Origin of the sequence: Paenibacillus taichungensis, assembly GCF_050994985.1 — a bacterium.
In the GTDB taxonomy this organism is placed as follows: domain Bacteria; phylum Bacillota; class Bacilli; order Paenibacillales; family Paenibacillaceae; genus Paenibacillus; species Paenibacillus taichungensis.
Genome location: NZ_CP194720.1, coordinates 6,870,691 through 6,888,653, shown reverse-complemented (window position 1 = coordinate 6,888,653; position 17,963 = coordinate 6,870,691). Strand labels below are relative to the sequence as shown.

Below are 17,963 nucleotides of genomic sequence, written 5' to 3'. Positions count from 1 at the left end.
TGCTGCTGATGCATTAGATGATAATCGCTTTTTCTACGACTTCAGTAAGTCTCCAGCGTTTATCTTTCGAAAGCGGACGAGTCTCCATGATTTTCACCGTGTCACCGATTTTCGCAGTGTTTTCTTCGTCATGCGCTTTGAATTTTTTAGTAACCTTGATACGTTTATGGTACAAGTCGTGTTTTTTGTAAGTTTCTACAGCAACAACGATCGTTTTATCCATTTTATCACTGACTACTTTACCTGTTTGCACTTTACGTGCGTTACGTTCTTCGCTCATTGTTGGCCTCCTTCCTGATTACGGACGGATTAGACATCCGATCCCTAATTAACCGATTCCCAATTCTCTTTCACGGATAATGGTTTTAGCACGAGCTATTTCTTTCCGCACATCACGGATTCGAGTCGGGTTATCCAGCTGACCGGTAGCGAGTTGAAAGCGGAGGTTAAAGAGTTCTTCTTTAAATCCGGCAATCTTTTGCTCGATTTCAGCAGAGGTTAGGTTGCGAAATTCACTAGCTTTCATTTGCTTCACCACCCAATTCTTCACGTTTCACAAACTTCGTTTTGATTGGCAGTTTGTGAGCGGCAAGACGCATTGCTTCGCGTGCAATATCCTCCGGTACACCAGCAAGTTCAAACATGATCTTACCTGGTTTCACAACTGCAACCCATTTTTCTACGTTACCTTTACCGCTACCCATCCGAACCTCGAGAGGCTTTTGAGTGATTGGTTTGTCTGGGAAGATTTTGATCCAAACTTTACCACCACGTTTGATGTAACGAGTCATCGCAATACGAGCCGCTTCGATTTGACGGTTCGTAATCCAAGCCGGTTCCGTAGCTTGCAGACCGTATTCGCCGAAGTTCAGCGTAGTTCCGCCTTTAGCTTGGCCCTTCATATGTCCACGTTGTTGCTTACGGTGTTTTACACGTTTTGGTACCAACATGATTAGTTGCCTCCTTCCTTAGCAGCTTGTTTCTTAGCCGTAGGAAGAACCTCTCCACGATAGATCCATACTTTTACGCCGATACGGCCGTAAGTTGTATGAGCCTCTGCTGTACCGTAGTCGATGTCGGCACGAAGCGTGTGCAGTGGAACAGTTCCTTCGCTGTAGCCTTCCGAACGAGCAATCTCAGCACCGCCAAGACGTCCGCCCACTTGAGTTTTAATACCTTTTGCACCAGAGCGCATAGTTCTTTGAATAGCTTGTTTCAGAGCACGACGGAAAGAAACGCGACGTTCCAATTGTTGTGCAATGCTTTCAGCTACCAGGATTGCGTCCAGGTCTTGGTTCTTAATTTCAGAGATGTTGATGTGTACTTTTTTACCGCCTGCGATTTTCGTAATTTGATTACGCAGATTTTCAACTTCAGAACCACCCTTACCGATAACCATACCTGGTTTCGCAGTGTGAATCGTTACGTTTACGCGGTTAGCCGCTCTCTCGATTTCAACACGAGACATAGCGGAGTCTTTCAATTTATTTTTCAGGAATTCACGAATTTTCACGTCTTCCATCAAAAGATCGCCGAAGTCTTTACCTGCATACCACTTAGATTCCCAGTCACGGATAATTCCGACACGGAGTCCGACTGGATTTACCTTTTGGCCCACACATTTCCCCTCCTTCTACTTTTCAGATACCACCAAAGTGATGTGGCTAGTACGTTTGTTAATACGACTTGCACGTCCCATTGCACGAGGGCGGAAACGTTTCATTGTCGGTCCTTGGTTCACGTAAGCTTGCGAAATGACCAAGTTATTAACATCCAAAGAATAGTTATGTTCCGCATTTGCAATCGCGGAGTTAAGCAACTTCTCAACAATCGGAGAAGCGGATTTCGGAGTGTGACGGAGAATGGCAACCGCCTCACCAACTTGCTTGCCGCGAATCAAGTCAACAACGAGTTGAACTTTACGAGGAGCAATCCGGATAAACTTAGCATGTGCTTTTGCTTCCATTGTGTAACCTCCTCTCAAACATTAAAGATGTTCATTTATCTTCTTGTTTTCTTATCATCATCAGTATGGCCTTTGTACGTACGGGTTGGAGCGAACTCACCCAGTTTGTGTCCGACCATGTCCTCAGTTACGTATACTGGTACGTGTTTACGACCGTCATATACGCCAAATGTGTGTCCGATGAATTGCGGGAAAATTGTAGAACGACGGGACCAGGTTTTAATAACAAGCTTTTTACCGGATGCTTCCATCTCTTCTACCTTTTTCAGCATGTAGCCATCAATGAATGGCCCTTTTTTCAAACTGCGACCCATGTGGAGATCCTCCCTTCAAACGTAGCTATTATGCATCCGCAGATGCCTCACGAAGTTATGCACAGTGTGTATTACTTCGTGCGGCGGCGAATGATGTATTTATCAGAAGCTTTATTTTTCTTACGCGTTTTGTAACCAAGAGTAGGTTTACCCCATGGTGACATTGGCGATTTACGTCCGATTGGAGCACGACCTTCACCACCACCGTGTGGGTGATCGTTAGGGTTCATTACTACACCACGAACTTCAGGACGTTGTCCCAACCAACGGCTACGACCGGCTTTACCGATTTTGATGAGCTCGTGGTCTTGGTTACCAACAGATCCGATTGTTGCGCGGCAAACTTTCAGAATACGACGAACTTCTCCGGAAGAGAGACGAACGGATACGTATTTTTCTTCTTTACCAAGCAATTGAGCTTCTGTACCAGCAGCACGAACCAATTGTCCGCCTTTACCTGGTTTCAACTCGATGTTGTGGATAACGGTACCTACTGGAATGTTTTCAAGTGGCAGTGCGTTACCGATTTTGATGTCTGCGTCAGGACCGGAGAATACTTGATCGCCAACTTTCAGACCTTTAGGAGCGATGATGTAACGTTTCTCACCATCAGCGTAGTGAATCAAAGCGATGTTGGATGTACGGTTCGGGTCATACTCAATCGTAGCAACGCGGCCCGGTATTCCATCTTTAGTACGTTTGAAGTCAATGATACGGTATTTACGCTTGTGTCCACCACCGTGGTGACGAACTGTAATTTTACCTTGGTTGTTGCGGCCTGCTTGTTTGCTCAACGGGGCCAACAACGATTTCTCCGGCTTATCTGTGGTGATTTCCTCAAATGTAGAAACGGACATGTTCCGTCTTGCCGGGGATGTTGGTTTATACTTTTTGATTGGCACTAGGTTTCCCTCCTTACTTCAAAAATTTCAATTATACAGTTTCAAAGAACTCAAGCGTTTTGCTGTCTTGTGTCAGCGTTACAAACGCTTTTTTCCATTCGCTTGTATATCCGGAATAACGTCCGTACCGTTTAGGCTTAGCTGGAACACGCAGAGTGTTCACGTTTTTCACTTTTACGTTGAAAATAGCTTCTACGGCTTTTTTGATCTCGGTTTTGTTTGCACGGATATCGACTTCAAATACATATTTCAAGTCATTCATCATGTCAGCAGTACGTTCCGTAATAATCGGACGTTTTACAATATCACGAGGATCCTTCATTACGCGAGCACCTCCTCTACCTTCTGAACTGCTTCTTTCGTAATGATCAATTTGTCGTGCGAAAGCACGTCAAGAACATTAATGCCGTCAGCAGCTACGAATTTCACGCCAGGAATATTCCGTGCGGAAAGAGCCACATTATCATCATAGCTAGGAGCTACGATCAAAGCTTTGCGTCCAACTTTCAAGTTGTTCAAGATGGCAGCAAATTCTTTTGTTTTAGGTGTGCTCAGCGTGAGAGCATCCAGAACGATAATGTCATTGTCGATCACTTTGGATGAAAGAGCTGATTTAATCGCCAAACGGCGAACTTTCTTAGGCAGTTTGTATGCATAGCTCCGTGGTGTCGGACCAAATACGATACCGCCGCCTTTCCATTGTGGAGAACGAATCGAACCTTGACGAGCGCGACCTGTACCTTTTTGTTTCCAAGGTTTACGTCCACCGCCACGCACTTCAGAACGTCCTTTTACTTTGTGGGTACCTTGACGAAGGGAAGCGCGTTGCATAAGAACTGCATCGTATAGAACGTGTTGGTTCGGCTCAATTCCGAAAACCGCATCGTTCAATTCAACTTCGCCTACTTGGCTACCATCTACATTGTAAACTGATACTTTTGGCATTTTGTGTTCCTCCTTTCTTCAGTGGTTATTTTTTCACCGTTTCTTTAACTTTAATGAGACTGTTTTTCGGTCCAGGAATGGAACCTTTCACGAGCAACACGTTACGCTCAGCGTCTACTTTAACTACTTCAAGACGTTGGATTGTAACAGTATCATGTCCCATGTGTCCTGGCAGGCGTTTGCCTTTAGGAACGCGGTTAGCTTGGATCGAACCCATTGAACCAGGGCCACGGTGGTAACGCGAACCGTGAGACATAGGTCCAGTGCTTTGTCCCCAACGTTTGATAACGCCGGCAAAACCTTTACCTTTAGAAACACCCGTTACGTCAACGAATTCGCCTTCAGCGAAAATGTCAGCTTTCAGTTCTTGGCCAACTTCATATTCTGCGATGTTGATACCGCGAACTTCACGAACGTAGCGCTTAGGGGCAGTGTTCGCTTTTTTAGCGTGACCTGCTTCTGGCTTGTTAGCATTTTTCTCTTTCTTATCGGAGTAACCGATTTGAATTGCTTCGTAGCCATCATTCTCAATGTCTTTCTTTTGCAAAACAACACAAGGGCCTGCTTCGATAACCGTTACTGGTACAACGTTACCCTCAGGTGTAAATACTTGAGTCATTCCGAGTTTTTTTCCTAAGATTGCTTTCATGTTGACACCTCTTTTCCTTTATACATGGTCTTTGTTGCAGCTTGTATTACAATTTAATTTCGATATCTACACCGGACGGCAGATCCAAGCGCATCAAGGCATCCACAGTTTGTGGAGTCGGGTTAACGATGTCGATCAAACGCTTATGTGTGCGTTGTTCGAATTGTTCCCGAGAATCCTTGTACTTGTGCACCGCACGAAGAATAGTAATGATTTGTTTTTCAGTAGGAAGCGGAATCGGACCGGATACACCTGCACCCGAACGTTTTGCTGTTTCAACAATTTTCTCCGCGGATTGATCAAGAATTCTGTGGTCGTAAGCTTTCAAACGAATACGAATTTTTTGCTTTGCCATTTTAGTCCCTCCTTCTATCGCCCAATTTTTTATCGGACATACTCCGTGAAAATTTTCTGGCCACTGTCCCATGGCAAAGGGGCCGGGTGTGCCAGTAACCTCTCACATCATCGCAACGTCACAGAACAACATTCATTATTATATAGAAAAGATGGGCATATTGCAAGCATATTTAAGAAAAACATTTAAACTAATCTTTTCTCATGAAATGACTTCGTTTAGTGCAGTGTTATCTCCAATATACATGTTGCCTTACCAATCCTTCTACATTCGTAAATGATGTTCATTTCGTATGACGCAGGTTCCGAAACTATTACATAATAAAAGAGTTCTTTATCCGATGTCGGATAAAGAACTCTTCCGAAGCTTCGTTACAGTACAATGTTACTCGTTCCAGCACACTGTTGCATATACTTACTCAGCAATAAGCTGAATTATTTTTGGATAGTTGCTACGGAACCTGCACCTACTGTACGGCCACCTTCACGAATGGAGAACTTAGTTCCTTCTTCAATCGCGATTGGGGAGATCAGTTGAACAGTAACCGTGATGTTGTCACCAGGCATTACCATTTCAGTACCTTCTGGCAAGTTGATGATACCAGTTACGTCAGTTGTACGGAAGTAGAACTGCGGACGGTATCCAGTGAAGAAAGGCTTATGACGGCCACCCTCTTCTTTAGTCAAAACGTAGATTTGTGCAGAGAATTCTGTGTGTGGCTTAACAGAACCCGGTTTTGCCAAAACTTGTCCACGCTCGATTTGAGTACGGTCAACACCACGCAGCAATGCGCCGATGTTGTCACCCGCTTGAGCGGAATCCAGCAATTTACGGAACATTTCAACGCCCGTAACTACGGATTTTTTAGTTTCTTCAGTGATACCAACGATTTCGATCTCTTCGCCGACTTTAACAGTACCACGCTCTACACGACCTGTAGCAACAGTACCACGACCAGTGATGGAGAATACGTCCTCGACAGGCATCAAGAAAGGTTTGTCAGTTTGACGCTCAGGCAGTGGGATGTAAGTATCGATTTCTTTGAACATCTCAACGATTTTTTGAGCCCACTCACCATCAGGGTTTTGAAGAGCTTCACGAGCGGATCCACGAGTGATTGGAGTATCATCACCTGGGAACTCATATTCGTTAAGAAGGTCGCGAACTTCCATCTCAACCAATTCCAACAACTCTTCGTCTTCAACCATGTCACATTTGTTCAAGAATACAACAATGTAAGGTACGCCTACTTGACGGGAGAGCAAGATGTGCTCACGAGTTTGTGGCATTGGGCCGTCAGCTGCGGATACTACCAAGATAGCTCCGTCCATTTGTGCCGCGCCAGTGATCATGTTTTTAACATAGTCGGCGTGACCTGGGCAGTCTACGTGAGCGTAGTGACGAGTGTCAGTTTCGTACTCAACGTGAGCTGTGGAGATTGTGATACCGCGCTCGCGCTCTTCTGGAGCTTTGTCGATTTGGTCGAATGCTACAGCGGCACCACCGTAAGTTTTAGACAATACAGTTGTGATTGCAGCAGTCAGAGTTGTTTTACCATGGTCGACGTGACCGATAGTACCAATGTTAACGTGGGGTTTATTACGTTCGTATTTAGCCTTTGCCATTTGAACGTGGCCTCCTTAAAATTATAATTTTATGTTTTTCACTAAATGAAGTGCAAAGAATTCATGACTCTTATGCACATTCATTCAATGAGAGAAAACTACTCGGTTCCTTTTGTTTTGGCAACAATCTCTTCAGCGATGCTCTTAGGAACTTCTTCATAGTGAGAAAGCTCCATGGAGAATACGCCGCGTCCTTGAGTACCGGAACGAAGAGTTGTAGAGTATCCGAACATTTCAGACAAAGGTACTTTAGCACGAATGATTTGAGCTCCACTACGGGAATCCATACCTTCGATGCGGCCACGACGGGAGTTAAGCATACCCATAACGTCACCCATGTACTCTTCTGGAACGGTTACTTCTACTTTCATGATTGGCTCAAGCAGAACTGGACTACATTTGTCTTTCGCAGCTTTCAGCGCCATTGATCCGGCAATTTTAAATGCCATCTCGTTGGAATCGACATCATGGTAAGATCCGTCTACGATTGTAGCCTTAACGTCAACAAGCGGGAAGCCTGCGATAACGCCGTTTTTCATTTGCTCTTCGATACCTGCAAGAGCTGGTTGAATGTATTCTCTTGGAACGGAACCACCGACAACCTTACTTTCGAACTGGCTGCCTGTACCCGGCTCGAGAGGTTCGAACTCAACCCATACGTGACCGTATTGACCACGACCACCGGATTGACGAACGAATTTACCTTCAACGCGCGCTGGTGCACGGAATGTTTCACGGTAAGCTACTTGTGGTTTACCCACAGTAGTTTCAACCTTGAACTCACGACGCATACGGTCAATGATGATATCAAGGTGAAGCTCACCCATACCTGCCAAGATTGTTTGGCCTGTTTCTTCGTCAGTATGAGCACGAAGAGTAGGATCCTCTTCAGTCAACTTACCGAGAGCAACACCCATTTTATCTTGGTCAGCTTTGGTTTTAGGTTCAACGGCGATTTCGATAACCGGATCAGGGAAGTTCATTGACTCCAGGATAACCGGATTTTTCTCATCACACAGTGTATCACCTGTACCAGTATCTTTCAAACCTACGGCAGCTGCAATGTCACCGGAGTAAACTTCAGTGATCTCTTGACGGCTGTTCGCATGCATTTGAAGGATACGACCGATACGCTCACGTTTGCCTTTAGTGGCATTCAATACATAAGAACCGGATTGAAGAACACCGGAGTATACGCGGAAGAATGTCAATTTACCAACGTAAGGGTCAGTCATAATTTTGAAGGCCAATGCAGAGAATGGCTCTTCATCGGAAGACTTGCGAATAGCTTCAGTTCCATCTTCGAGGTGACCAGTGATAGCTGGTACATCGATTGGAGCTGGCAAGTAGTCGATAACAGCATCCAACATCAGTTGAACACCTTTGTTACGATATGAGGAACCACAGATAACAGGGAAGATCTTAACATCTACAACACCTTTACGGAGAGCGCCTTTGATCTCTTCAATAGAGATTTCTTCACCTTCCAGGTATTTCATTGTCAAATCTTCGTCCAGTTCTGCAACACGCTCGATCAATTCGTTACGGAGTTCCTCAACTTGCTCTTTGAATTCCGCAGGAATTTCTGTTTCTTCGATATTTTGACCAAGGTCATCTTTGTACATATGAGCCTTTTGTTCAACGATATCGATAATACCGATGAAATCATTTTCAGCGCCGATTGGAAGTTGAATCGCAACAGCGTTCGCTTGAAGGCGATCACGCATGTCAGATACAACGTTCAGGAAGTCAGCACCGATGATATCCATTTTGTTTACGTAAGCGATACGAGGTACGCCGTACTTGTCAGCCTGTCTCCATACGGTTTCGGACTGAGGCTCAACGCCTTCTTTCGCACTGAATACACCAACTGCTCCGTCCAATACACGAAGGGAACGTTCAACTTCAACAGTGAAGTCAACGTGTCCCGGGGTATCAATGATATTAACGCGGTGGCCCTTCCAAGCAGCGGTAGTAGCAGCGGAAGTAATCGTAATTCCGCGCTCCTGTTCCTGTTCCATCCAGTCCATTGTCGCAGCGCCTTCGTGAACTTCACCGATTTTGTGCGTACGGCCTGTGTAGAACAAGATCCGCTCAGTTGTAGTGGTTTTACCCGCGTCAATATGAGCCATGATCCCGATATTACGTGTATTTTTCAAGGAGAACTCTCTTGCCATGAATTGGGTCTCCCTTCAAAATTGAAGTTATTATTGTGAACTGAATCCTACCAACGGTAGTGAGCAAACGCTTTGTTCGCTTCAGCCATTTTGTGCGTGTCTTCGCGTTTCTTAACGGAAGCGCCTGTGTTGTTGGAAGCGTCGATGATCTCAGCCGCCAAACGCTCTTCCATTGTTTTCTCACCGCGGTTGCGGGAGTAGTTCACGAGCCAACGTAATCCCAAAGAAGTACGTCTCTCTGGTTTTACCTCGATTGGTACTTGGTAGTTGGCACCGCCGACACGGCGAGCTTTAACTTCCAGGACTGGCATGATATTCTTGATTGCTGCTTCAAATACTTCCATCGGGTCATTACCCGTACGTTCTTGAATCAACTTGAACGCATTATACAGAATACTTTGAGCAACACCGCGTTTTCCGTCGAGCATGATGCGGTTGATCAAACGAGTAACCAACTTGGAGTTGTATACCGGATCTGGCAACACGTCTCTTTTCGTAACTGGACCTTTGCGTGGCATGGATATCCCCCTTTCTTTCTTGTTGAGCCGATCCAACACTTTCAGATATTAATCCAAAAGGTATATAGGATGGCTACTTATAATGTTTTAGGCTTTTTTAGCTTTTGGACGTTTAGCACCGTATTTCGAACGAGCTTGCATACGGTTGTTTACGCCTGCAGTATCAAGAGCTCCACGAACGATGTGATAACGAACCCCTGCAAGGTCTTTAACTTTACCTCCGCGGATCAACACAACGCTGTGCTCTTGAAGGTTATGTCCGATTCCCGGGATATAAGCAGTTACCTCGAGACGGTTCGTCAAACGAACACGGGCATACTTACGAAGTGCAGAGTTTGGTTTACGTGGAGTCATTGTACCTACACGAGTGCAGACACCACGTTTTTGTGGGGCACTGATGTTAGTAGATTCACGTTTCAAAGCGTTGAACCCTTTTTGCAAAGCTGGCGATTTGGACTTATCAACTTTAGCTTGACGTCCTTTACGAACCAGTTGGTTAATAGTTGGCATGTGATTGCCACCCCCTTCCTCAATTGTTCATGTTTCTTTATAAACCTCTTTACGCTAAGTCCACAGACCCAGGCGGTTCATAAAAAGACAAATGAAAAGTTTTTGCCTTTGAGAATCCCTAAAAGTTCTCGGACAAAAACGTTCCTTACTCTATCATTTTGCGACAGCAGCCATTGCTGCTCCCACTCCAATCCCGCAAGCTTTGCCGAGATTTTTCATTGTGTCCACTTTCGTGTACTTTACATTGTGTTGTTCACACAAGGCAATGATTTTGGAAGTGAGCTGCGGATCACTATCTTCAGCCACATAGACTTCAGCAGCCATTCCTGACTGGACCATCCGCATGGTCTGTTTGGTACCAATTTTGACATGAGCATCTTGCAGACCTTTTTCATTAGACATTGTTCATTCCTCCGAATAGGACCATATACAATCAGCTGCCCACGCACCTTTGATATATTAGCATCTAGCGCAAGCAATGTCAATGCTAATCCTAAAACATTTATTTGCAAGTTTTGCTATACCGGGAAACGTCCGTCTGCATAAAACAGTCGTCCGCCCCCTGGCATACAAAACCTTAACTTATCCTATTCATCAGAATAAAGTTAGCAAATCCATTTAATCAACCGAAACTGGCTCAAGTTCTTCTACTGAAGATTGGCCATCTTCTGGCTCAGCAAATTTGATGCTGCGGTAACGGTTCATGCCCGTACCTGCAGGAATCAATTTACCAATGATTACATTTTCTTTCAGACCGAGCAACTGATCGACTTTACCTTTGATCGCTGCATCTGTCAGGACACGTGTAGTTTCTTGGAACGATGCCGCTGAGAGGAAGGAGTCAGTTTCCAGGGATGCTTTCGTAATACCGAGCAGGATTGGTTTCGCAACCGCTGGCTCTTTATCACTCAGAATCGCTGTTTTGTTAGCTCTTTCGTACTCATGCGTATCCACGAACGATCCTGGCAACAACGTAGTGTCCCCTGCATCGACGATACGGATTTTACGCAACATTTGACGGATCATAACTTCAACGTGTTTGTCATTGATTTCTACGCCTTGGTTACGATATACGCGCTGTACTTCCTGCAAAATGTAGTTCTGTACGCCACGTACGCCTTTAATGCGCAGCATTTCTTTTGGATCGATAGAACCGTCTGTCAACTCGTCACCAGCTTCAATTTCCATGCCTTCGCTTACGCGTACACGGGAACCATAGGTAACAGAGTAAACTTTGGATTCTGCTTCACCTTGAATTTCGATTTCACGACGATCTTTCGCCTCGCGAATCTCTTTGACAACACCATCAATCTCACTGATTGTTGCTTGACCCTTAGGATTACGAGCCTCAAACAACTCCTGGATACGCGGCAAACCTTGCGTAATATCGTCTCCGGCTACACCACCGGTGTGGAACGTACGCATTGTCAACTGTGTTCCTGGCTCACCAATGGATTGTGCTGCGATAATACCAACTGCTTCACCGATTTCCACGTGTTTACCAGTCGCCAAGTTACGACCATAACACTTCTTGCAGACACCGTGACGAGCACGGCAGCTGAGGACGGAACGGATTTGCAATTTGGTTACGCCAGCTTTGATGATCGCCTCTGCTTTATCAGAATCAATCAGCTCATTGCGATGTGCAATAACTTCTTTTGTTTCCGGATGACGAACAGTTTCGAAGCAGTATCTGCCTTCAATACGGTCGTAGAGATCCTCGATAACCTCTTTACCATCCTGGATACGACTTACCGTAAAGCCTTTATCTGTACCACAATCATCTTCACGCACAATCACGTCTTGTGCCACGTCTACGAGACGACGAGTCAGGTAACCTGAATCCGCTGTACGCAAGGCCGTATCGGCCAAACCTTTACGGGCACCGTGAGTCGAGATGAAGTACTCGAGTACCGTCAGACCTTCACGGAAGTTCGATTTAATTGGGAGTTCAATGATTCGACCGGATGGGTTGGCCATCAGACCACGCATACCGCCCAATTGGGTGATTTGCGATTTGTTACCCCGTGCTTTGGAGTCAACCATCATCATGATGGAGTTGTAACGATCCATCGATTTCATCAGAATCTCGGTGATATCATCTTTAGATTTCGACCAGATATCAATGATGCGGTCATAGCGCTCTTCGTTCGTAATCAGACCACGACGGTACTGGTTCGTAACGATTTGTGCTTTTTCTTCCGACTGTCTAAGAATTTCGGTTTTCTCTTCCGGAACGATAACATCCGATACCGCAACCGTAATACCAGCCCGAGTGGAGTATGTGAATCCGAGTTGTTTGATTTTATCCAAAATAACGGCTGTTTCCGTTGTATGATAAATTTCAAAACAACGTGCGATGATCGAACCGAGATATTCTTTACCGACACCACCAGCCAAAGGAGCGTTCATAATCGCTTCTCTAAGGTCAGCACCCTTCTCATAAACAAATGAATGCTCAGCTGTACCCTGGTAAAGGTTCGCACGAGTTGCATCATTGATGTAAGGGAAGCTTGCCGGGAAGATTTCATTGAAGATGATTTTACCGACAGTAGTCAGCAACATTGCATCTTGTTGTTCATCGGTAAAGCTTGTTTTACCAAGCGCTCTAACCGGGATCGCTACACGTGCATGCAAACCAGCAGTTCCACGTTGGTACGCGGATACAGCTTCGTTTACCGTGCGCAAAATCATACCTGTTCCTTTTTCTTCCTTGTTGTCCATGGTCAGGTAGTAAGAACCAAGCACCATATCCTGGGAAGGGGTAACAACCGGTTTACCGTCTTTCGGGTTCAAAATGTTACCTGATGCAAGCATCAGGATACGTGCTTCTGCTTGAGCTTCAGCAGACAATGGAACGTGCACGGCCATTTGGTCACCGTCAAAGTCGGCATTGTATGCAGTACATACGAGCGGGTGAAGACGGATGGCTTTACCTTCAACGAGAATCGGTTCAAATGCTTGAATACCGAGTCTGTGAAGCGTAGGGGCACGGTTCAACAGAACCGGGTGCTCCTTAATTACTTCTTCAAGAACATCCCATACTTCAGGACTTACACGCTCAACTTTACGTTTAGCGCTCTTGATGTTGTGGGCAAGCCCTTTATTTACAAGCTCTTTCATAACGAAAGGCTTGAACAGTTCAAGTGCCATATCTTTAGGCAGACCACACTGATACATTTTCAGGTAAGGTCCAACTACGATAACGGAACGACCCGAATAGTCAACCCGTTTACCGAGCAAGTTCTGACGGAAACGTCCTTGTTTACCTTTCAGCATGTGGCTGAGGGATTTCAATGGACGGTTACCAGGACCCGTTACAGGGCGTCCACGACGGCCGTTGTCGATCAATGCGTCAACAGCTTCCTGCAGCATCCGTTTTTCATTTTGTACGATAATGTCTGGCGCGCCCAGGTCAAGCAAACGTTTCAGACGATTGTTCCGGTTGATTACACGGCGATACAGGTCATTCAGGTCAGACGTTGCAAAACGTCCACCGTCCAGCTGTACCATCGGACGAAGTTCCGGTGGAATAACAGGAAGTACATCCATGATCATCCACTCAGGTTTATTACCCGAGTTGCGGAATGCTTCGATAACTTCCAAACGTTTAATCGCACGGTTACGACGTTGTCCTTGTGCAGTGCGGAGCTCTTCCTTCAGGAATTCAAGCTCTTTATCCACATCAAGGTCTTGAAGCAGTTTTTTAACCGCTTCTGCACCCATGCCAGCTTGGAATCCATATCCGTATTTCTCACGGTAGCTGCGGTATTCTTTCTCGGACAACAGCTGTTTTTTCTCCAGTGGAGTTTCTCCTGGATCAGTTACTACATATGATGCAAAATAAATAATCTCCTCGAGAGATCTTGGAGACATATCCAAAGCGAGACCCATGCGGCTCGGAATACCTTTGAAGTACCAGATATGCGATACCGGAGCAGCGAGCTCAATATGGCCCATCCGTTCGCGGCGTACTTTCGCACGTGTCACTTCAACGCCACAACGATCACAGACAACGCCTTTATAACGGACGCGTTTGTATTTACCGCAATGACATTCCCAGTCTTTTGTAGGGCCAAAAATCTTTTCGCAGAACAGCCCTTCTTTTTCCGGTTTCAACGTACGATAGTTGATCGTTTCCGGTTTTTTCACTTCTCCGCGGGACCAAGAACGAATTTTTTCTGGGGAAGCAAGCCCGATCTTCATGTATTCGAAATTGTTGACGTCCAACAAGGAGCAACCCTCCTTAACCAAGTCCTGTATTCTAGGTTACGCCCCCTCCGGCCGAAGCCGGAGCAAGACGCGAGCCTGATGAAAAACGCCGGTCATCATGCGCCCGAAGCGGTTACTCCGCTCCGACCTCTGTACCCTCAAGGTTGAGGCTGAGCTTATCGCTCGCAGCGTCATCTTCATCGTCCATTTCTTTCATTTCAATCTCTTGCTCATCTTCGCTCAAAATCTTAACGTCCATACCCAAGCTTTGCAGCTCTTTGATCAATACTTTGAATGATTCAGGAACACCTGGTTCAGGAACATTCTCACCTTTGACGATGGACTCATACGTTTTCACCCGACCTACAACATCATCGGACTTAACAGTCAAGATTTCTTGCAGTGTATAGGCCGCACCATAAGCCTCAAGCGCCCATACTTCCATCTCCCCGAAACGTTGTCCACCGAACTGGGCTTTACCACCCAGAGGCTGTTGCGTAACGAGTGAGTAAGGACCTGTGGAACGAGCATGGATTTTATCGTCAACCATGTGCGCCAGCTTGATCATATGCATGACGCCGACAGTAACTTCACGTTCGAACTCTTCTCCCGTACGACCGTCGTACAGAACGGTTTTACCATTTCGCTGCATACCTGCTTCTTCCATCGTATCGAAGACGTCATACTCCTTCGCTCCGTCGAATACAGGAGTAGCTACGTGAATACCGAGCTGCATGGCTGCCATACCCAAGTGAACTTCAAGTACTTGACCAATGTTCATCCGGGAAGGTACGCCCAGCGGGTTAAGAACGATTTGAACTGGTGTACCGTCCGGCAGGAAAGGCATATCTTCTTCCGGCAGGATACGGGCCACGACCCCTTTGTTACCGTGACGTCCGGCCATTTTATCACCCTCGGAAATTTTCCGTTTTTGAGCGATATAGACACGAACGAGTTGGTTAACACCTGGAGGCAGTTCATCACCGTTTTCACGGGTAAAGACTTTTACATCAACTACGATACCGTCAGTACCGTGAGGTACACGCAGGGAAGTATCACGTACTTCACGTGCTTTCTCACCGAAGATCGCATGCAGGAGACGTTCTTCTGCAGTCAGTTCCGTTACACCTTTTGGTGTTACTTTACCAACCAGAATGTCGCCAGCACTGATTTCAGCACCGATACGGATAATACCGCGCTCATCCAGATTACGAAGCGCTTCTTCCCCTACGTTCGGGATATCACGCGTGATCTCTTCAGGTCCGAGCTTAGTATCACGTGCTTCTGACTCATATTCCTCGATATGAATGGATGTATACACATCTTCTTTAACGAGTTTTTCGCTGAGCAAGATCGCATCCTCGTAGTTGTAACCTTCCCAAGTCATGAAAGCAACAACTACGTTACGTCCAAGTGCCAATTCACCCATTTCCGTCGAAGGACCGTCTGCAAGGATGTCGCCAGCTTTGACAACAGCACCTCTTTTGACAATCGGACGTTGGTTAATGCATGTTCCTTGGTTCGAACGCATAAATTTGTGTAATTTATATTTAACGATATCGCCTTTGACTTCTTGACCATCAACTTCTTCAACACGACGCAACCAAATCTCATTCGCAGAAGAACGTTCAATAATCCCGTCATATTTGGAGACAATACATACACCGGAATCTTTCGCGGCCTTATGTTCCATACCTGTTCCGACGAGCGGAGCTTTAGGAATCAAGAGTGGAACGGCTTGCCGCTGCATGTTCGATCCCATGAGTGCACGGTTGGAGTCATCGTTCTCAAGGAACGGAATGAGCGCTGTAGCGACAGATACAACTTGCTTAGGAGATACGTCCATGTAGTCAACACGTTCACTCGGCATCGTAAGAATATTATCCGACTGCTTGTTGTAACGTACAATGATCGCTTCTTCAGCAAAAGTACTGTCTTCATTCAGCTTCGCATTCGCTTGAGCAATTACATAGTTGTCCTCTTCGTCTGCTGTCAGATAATCGATTTGCTCGGTTACGACACCAGTCTTCGGATCGACCCAGCGATAAGGAGCTTCGATGAATCCATATTCGTTCACACGGGCAAATGTCGACAAGGAGTTGATCAAACCAATGTTTGGTCCCTCTGGTGTCTCGATTGGACACATCCGGCCATAGTGGGATGGATGCACGTCACGGACTTCCATGCCGGCACGCTCACGTGTCAAACCACCCGGTCCGAGTGCGGACAGACGGCGTTTATGCGTCAACTCACCCAGCGGGTTCGTTTGATCCATAAACTGTGACAATTGCGAGCTACCGAAGAACTCTTTAATGGATGCGATAACAGGACGTATGTTAATCAAAGCCTGAGGCGTGATTACGTTAGCATCCTGGATGGACATTCTCTCACGAACTACACGTTCCATACGGGATAAACCGATACGGAATTGGTTTTGCAAGAGTTCACCAACCGAGCGGAGACGACGGTTACCCAGGTGATCGATATCATCTGTGCTTCCGATGCCATGCAGAAGGTTAATGAAGTAACTGATTGAGGAAATGATATCAGCCGGTGTAACGTTCTTCACTGATTTATCAATGTTAGCATTGGCAATCAGTTTAACGACCTTACCATCCTCAATTGGTGAAAACACATCAATTGTTTGCATCGGGATATCATTGGCATCCAAAACGCCGTTAGCAACGTGATATGTGCGGAAACCAACACTCTTCTCTAGTTGCGGCATGATTTCATCCAACAGACGACGGTCTATCATTTGACCTGCTTCAGCGATAATTTCGCCAGTTTCGGTATCTACAAGAGACTCAGCCAAACGTTGGTTGAACAAACGGTTCTTGATGTGCAGCTTTTTGTTGATTTTGTAACGACCTACATTAGCCAGATCATAACGTTTTGGATCAAAGAAACGAGCTACAAGCAAGCTTTTCGCATTATCAAGCGTTGGTGGCTCGCCCGGACGAAGACGCTCATAAATCTCAATCAGCGCTTTCTCCGTTGAATCCGTATTGTCTTTGTCCAGTGTATTGCGGATATATTCGTCATTACCGAGCAGATCCAGAATCTCAGCGTCTGTGCCAAAACCAAGTGCACGCAGGAGAACCGTCACCGGTATTTTACGTGTACGGTCGATCCGGACGTAAACAACATCCTTCGCGTCCATCTCCAGTTCGAGCCAAGCGCCGCGGTTAGGAATAACTGTAGCGGTATACGTTTTTTTGGCGTTTTTATCTACTTTAGTACTGAAGTAAACGCTAGGAGAGCGAACCAACTGGCTGACAATAACCCGTTCCGCACCATTAATAATAAATGTGCCGGTGTCGGTCATCAGCGGGAAATCTCCCATGAATACTTCCTGCTCTTTGACTTCGCCGGTTTCCTTATTAATGAGCCGGACTTTGACCCGAAGCGGTGCTGCATAAGTAACGTCACGCTCTTTCGCGTCGTCTACTGTATACTTCGGTTCACCGAGACTGTAATCGATAAATTCCAAAATCAAGTTACCTGTAAAATCCTGGATCGGCGAGATATCCTGGAACATTTCGCGCAACCCTTCCTCCAAAAACCAATCGTAAGATTTTTGTTGGATCTCAATCAGGTTCGGAACTTCGAGTATCTCGTTAATTCGTGCATAACTGCGCCGAGTGCGTCGACCATATTGAACAAGATGTCCTGCCAACTTAAACTCACCCCTCAATGTCTACTCACTTTAAAAATTTCGTTGCGAACCTCTGTTTGTAACCTTATAATGGTACACATACAGAGCAAAGCAATGCATCCACAAATAAAG

General features: G+C 45.9%; 18 protein-coding genes. All 18 read right to left on the bottom strand.

The features are described 5' to 3' along the window. Positions 1 to 13: 13 nt before the first annotated feature. The 18 genes from rpsQ to rpoB all read right to left on the bottom strand — a co-directional run bounded on the left by rpsQ (position 14) and on the right by rpoB (position 17,852). Positions 14 to 280 (bottom strand): 30S ribosomal protein S17, encoded by a 267-nt coding sequence (gene rpsQ, locus ACR1R9_RS30890; protein ID WP_024633580.1) that lies wholly within the window; start codon positions 278 to 280, stop codon positions 14 to 16. A 48-nt stretch (positions 281 to 328) separates the two neighbouring features. Continuing rightward, positions 329 to 526, bottom strand: a complete 198-nt coding sequence (gene rpmC / locus ACR1R9_RS30885; protein ID WP_017692083.1) for a 50S ribosomal protein L29 — start codon at positions 524 to 526, stop codon at positions 329 to 331. Further along, positions 516 to 950 carry a 50S ribosomal protein L16 gene (gene rplP / locus ACR1R9_RS30880; RefSeq protein ID WP_076292170.1) on the bottom strand — a complete coding sequence of 145 codons (435 nt, stop codon included), beginning with the start codon at positions 948 to 950 and terminating at the stop codon, positions 516 to 518. Before rplP ends, rpmC begins: the two co-directional genes overlap by 11 nt. A 2-nt stretch (positions 951 to 952) precedes the next feature. Further along, a complete protein-coding gene (rpsC, locus tag ACR1R9_RS30875) occupies positions 953 to 1,618 on the bottom strand; it encodes a 30S ribosomal protein S3 (RefSeq protein WP_024633582.1) in 666 nt (221 codons plus the stop codon). Between the two features lie 15 nt (positions 1,619 to 1,633). Continuing rightward, positions 1,634 to 1,966: a 50S ribosomal protein L22 gene (gene rplV, locus ACR1R9_RS30870; protein ID WP_024633583.1), complete on the bottom strand. Its 333-nt coding sequence runs from the start codon at positions 1,964 to 1,966 to the stop codon at positions 1,634 to 1,636. Positions 1,967 to 2,001: 35 nt separating this feature from the next. Beyond that, positions 2,002 to 2,280 carry a 30S ribosomal protein S19 gene (gene rpsS / locus ACR1R9_RS30865; protein WP_024633584.1) on the bottom strand — a complete coding sequence of 93 codons (279 nt, stop codon included), beginning with the start codon at positions 2,278 to 2,280 and terminating at the stop codon, positions 2,002 to 2,004. 71 nt (positions 2,281 to 2,351) lie between these two features. Further along, positions 2,352 to 3,182 carry a 50S ribosomal protein L2 gene (gene rplB / locus ACR1R9_RS30860; protein ID WP_076292169.1) on the bottom strand — a complete coding sequence of 277 codons (831 nt, stop codon included), beginning with the start codon at positions 3,180 to 3,182 and terminating at the stop codon, positions 2,352 to 2,354. A gap of 31 nt (positions 3,183 to 3,213) precedes the next feature. Then, positions 3,214 to 3,504 carry a 50S ribosomal protein L23 gene (gene rplW / locus ACR1R9_RS30855; RefSeq protein ID WP_024633586.1) on the bottom strand — a complete coding sequence of 97 codons (291 nt, stop codon included), beginning with the start codon at positions 3,502 to 3,504 and terminating at the stop codon, positions 3,214 to 3,216. After that, a complete protein-coding gene (gene rplD / locus ACR1R9_RS30850; RefSeq protein ID WP_062329471.1) occupies positions 3,504 to 4,127 on the bottom strand; it encodes a 50S ribosomal protein L4 in 624 nt (207 codons plus the stop codon). The genes rplW and rplD overlap by 1 nt, the downstream gene beginning before the upstream one ends. 25 nt (positions 4,128 to 4,152) lie before the next feature. Beyond that, the gene (rplC, locus tag ACR1R9_RS30845; protein ID WP_053779208.1) at positions 4,153 to 4,776 is read right to left on the bottom strand and encodes a 50S ribosomal protein L3; all 624 of its coding nucleotides are present in this window, start codon (positions 4,774 to 4,776) and stop codon (positions 4,153 to 4,155) included. 46 nt (positions 4,777 to 4,822) lie between these two features. Next, positions 4,823 to 5,131 (bottom strand): 30S ribosomal protein S10, encoded by a 309-nt coding sequence (gene rpsJ, locus ACR1R9_RS30840; protein ID WP_017692074.1) that lies wholly within the window; start codon positions 5,129 to 5,131, stop codon positions 4,823 to 4,825. A gap of 434 nt (positions 5,132 to 5,565) precedes the next feature. After that, complete coding sequence (gene tuf, locus ACR1R9_RS30835) at positions 5,566 to 6,756, bottom strand: elongation factor Tu (protein WP_076292167.1); 1,191 nt, start codon at positions 6,754 to 6,756, stop codon at positions 5,566 to 5,568. 98 nt (positions 6,757 to 6,854) lie between these two features. Further along, positions 6,855 to 8,933 carry an elongation factor G gene (gene fusA, locus ACR1R9_RS30830; protein WP_076292166.1) on the bottom strand — a complete coding sequence of 693 codons (2,079 nt, stop codon included), beginning with the start codon at positions 8,931 to 8,933 and terminating at the stop codon, positions 6,855 to 6,857. Between the two features lie 47 nt (positions 8,934 to 8,980). Next, entirely contained in the window at positions 8,981 to 9,451 is a 471-nt protein-coding gene (rpsG, locus tag ACR1R9_RS30825) for a 30S ribosomal protein S7 (protein ID WP_007432586.1), read from the bottom strand. Positions 9,452 to 9,538: 87 nt separating this feature from the next. Beyond that, positions 9,539 to 9,961 (bottom strand): 30S ribosomal protein S12, encoded by a 423-nt coding sequence (gene rpsL, locus ACR1R9_RS30820; protein WP_056697677.1) that lies wholly within the window; start codon positions 9,959 to 9,961, stop codon positions 9,539 to 9,541. A gap of 153 nt (positions 9,962 to 10,114) precedes the next feature. Beyond that, positions 10,115 to 10,363, bottom strand: coding sequence for a ribosomal L7Ae/L30e/S12e/Gadd45 family protein (locus tag ACR1R9_RS30815; RefSeq protein WP_076292165.1), 249 nt, complete (start codon positions 10,361 to 10,363; stop codon positions 10,115 to 10,117). A 216-nt stretch (positions 10,364 to 10,579) separates the two neighbouring features. Continuing rightward, positions 10,580 to 14,194, bottom strand: coding sequence for a DNA-directed RNA polymerase subunit beta' (gene rpoC, locus ACR1R9_RS30810; protein WP_076292164.1), 3,615 nt, complete (start codon positions 14,192 to 14,194; stop codon positions 10,580 to 10,582). Between the two features lie 112 nt (positions 14,195 to 14,306). Next, positions 14,307 to 17,852, bottom strand: coding sequence for a DNA-directed RNA polymerase subunit beta (gene rpoB / locus ACR1R9_RS30805; RefSeq protein WP_076292163.1), 3,546 nt, complete (start codon positions 17,850 to 17,852; stop codon positions 14,307 to 14,309). Between the last annotated feature and the right edge of the window lie 111 nt (positions 17,853 to 17,963).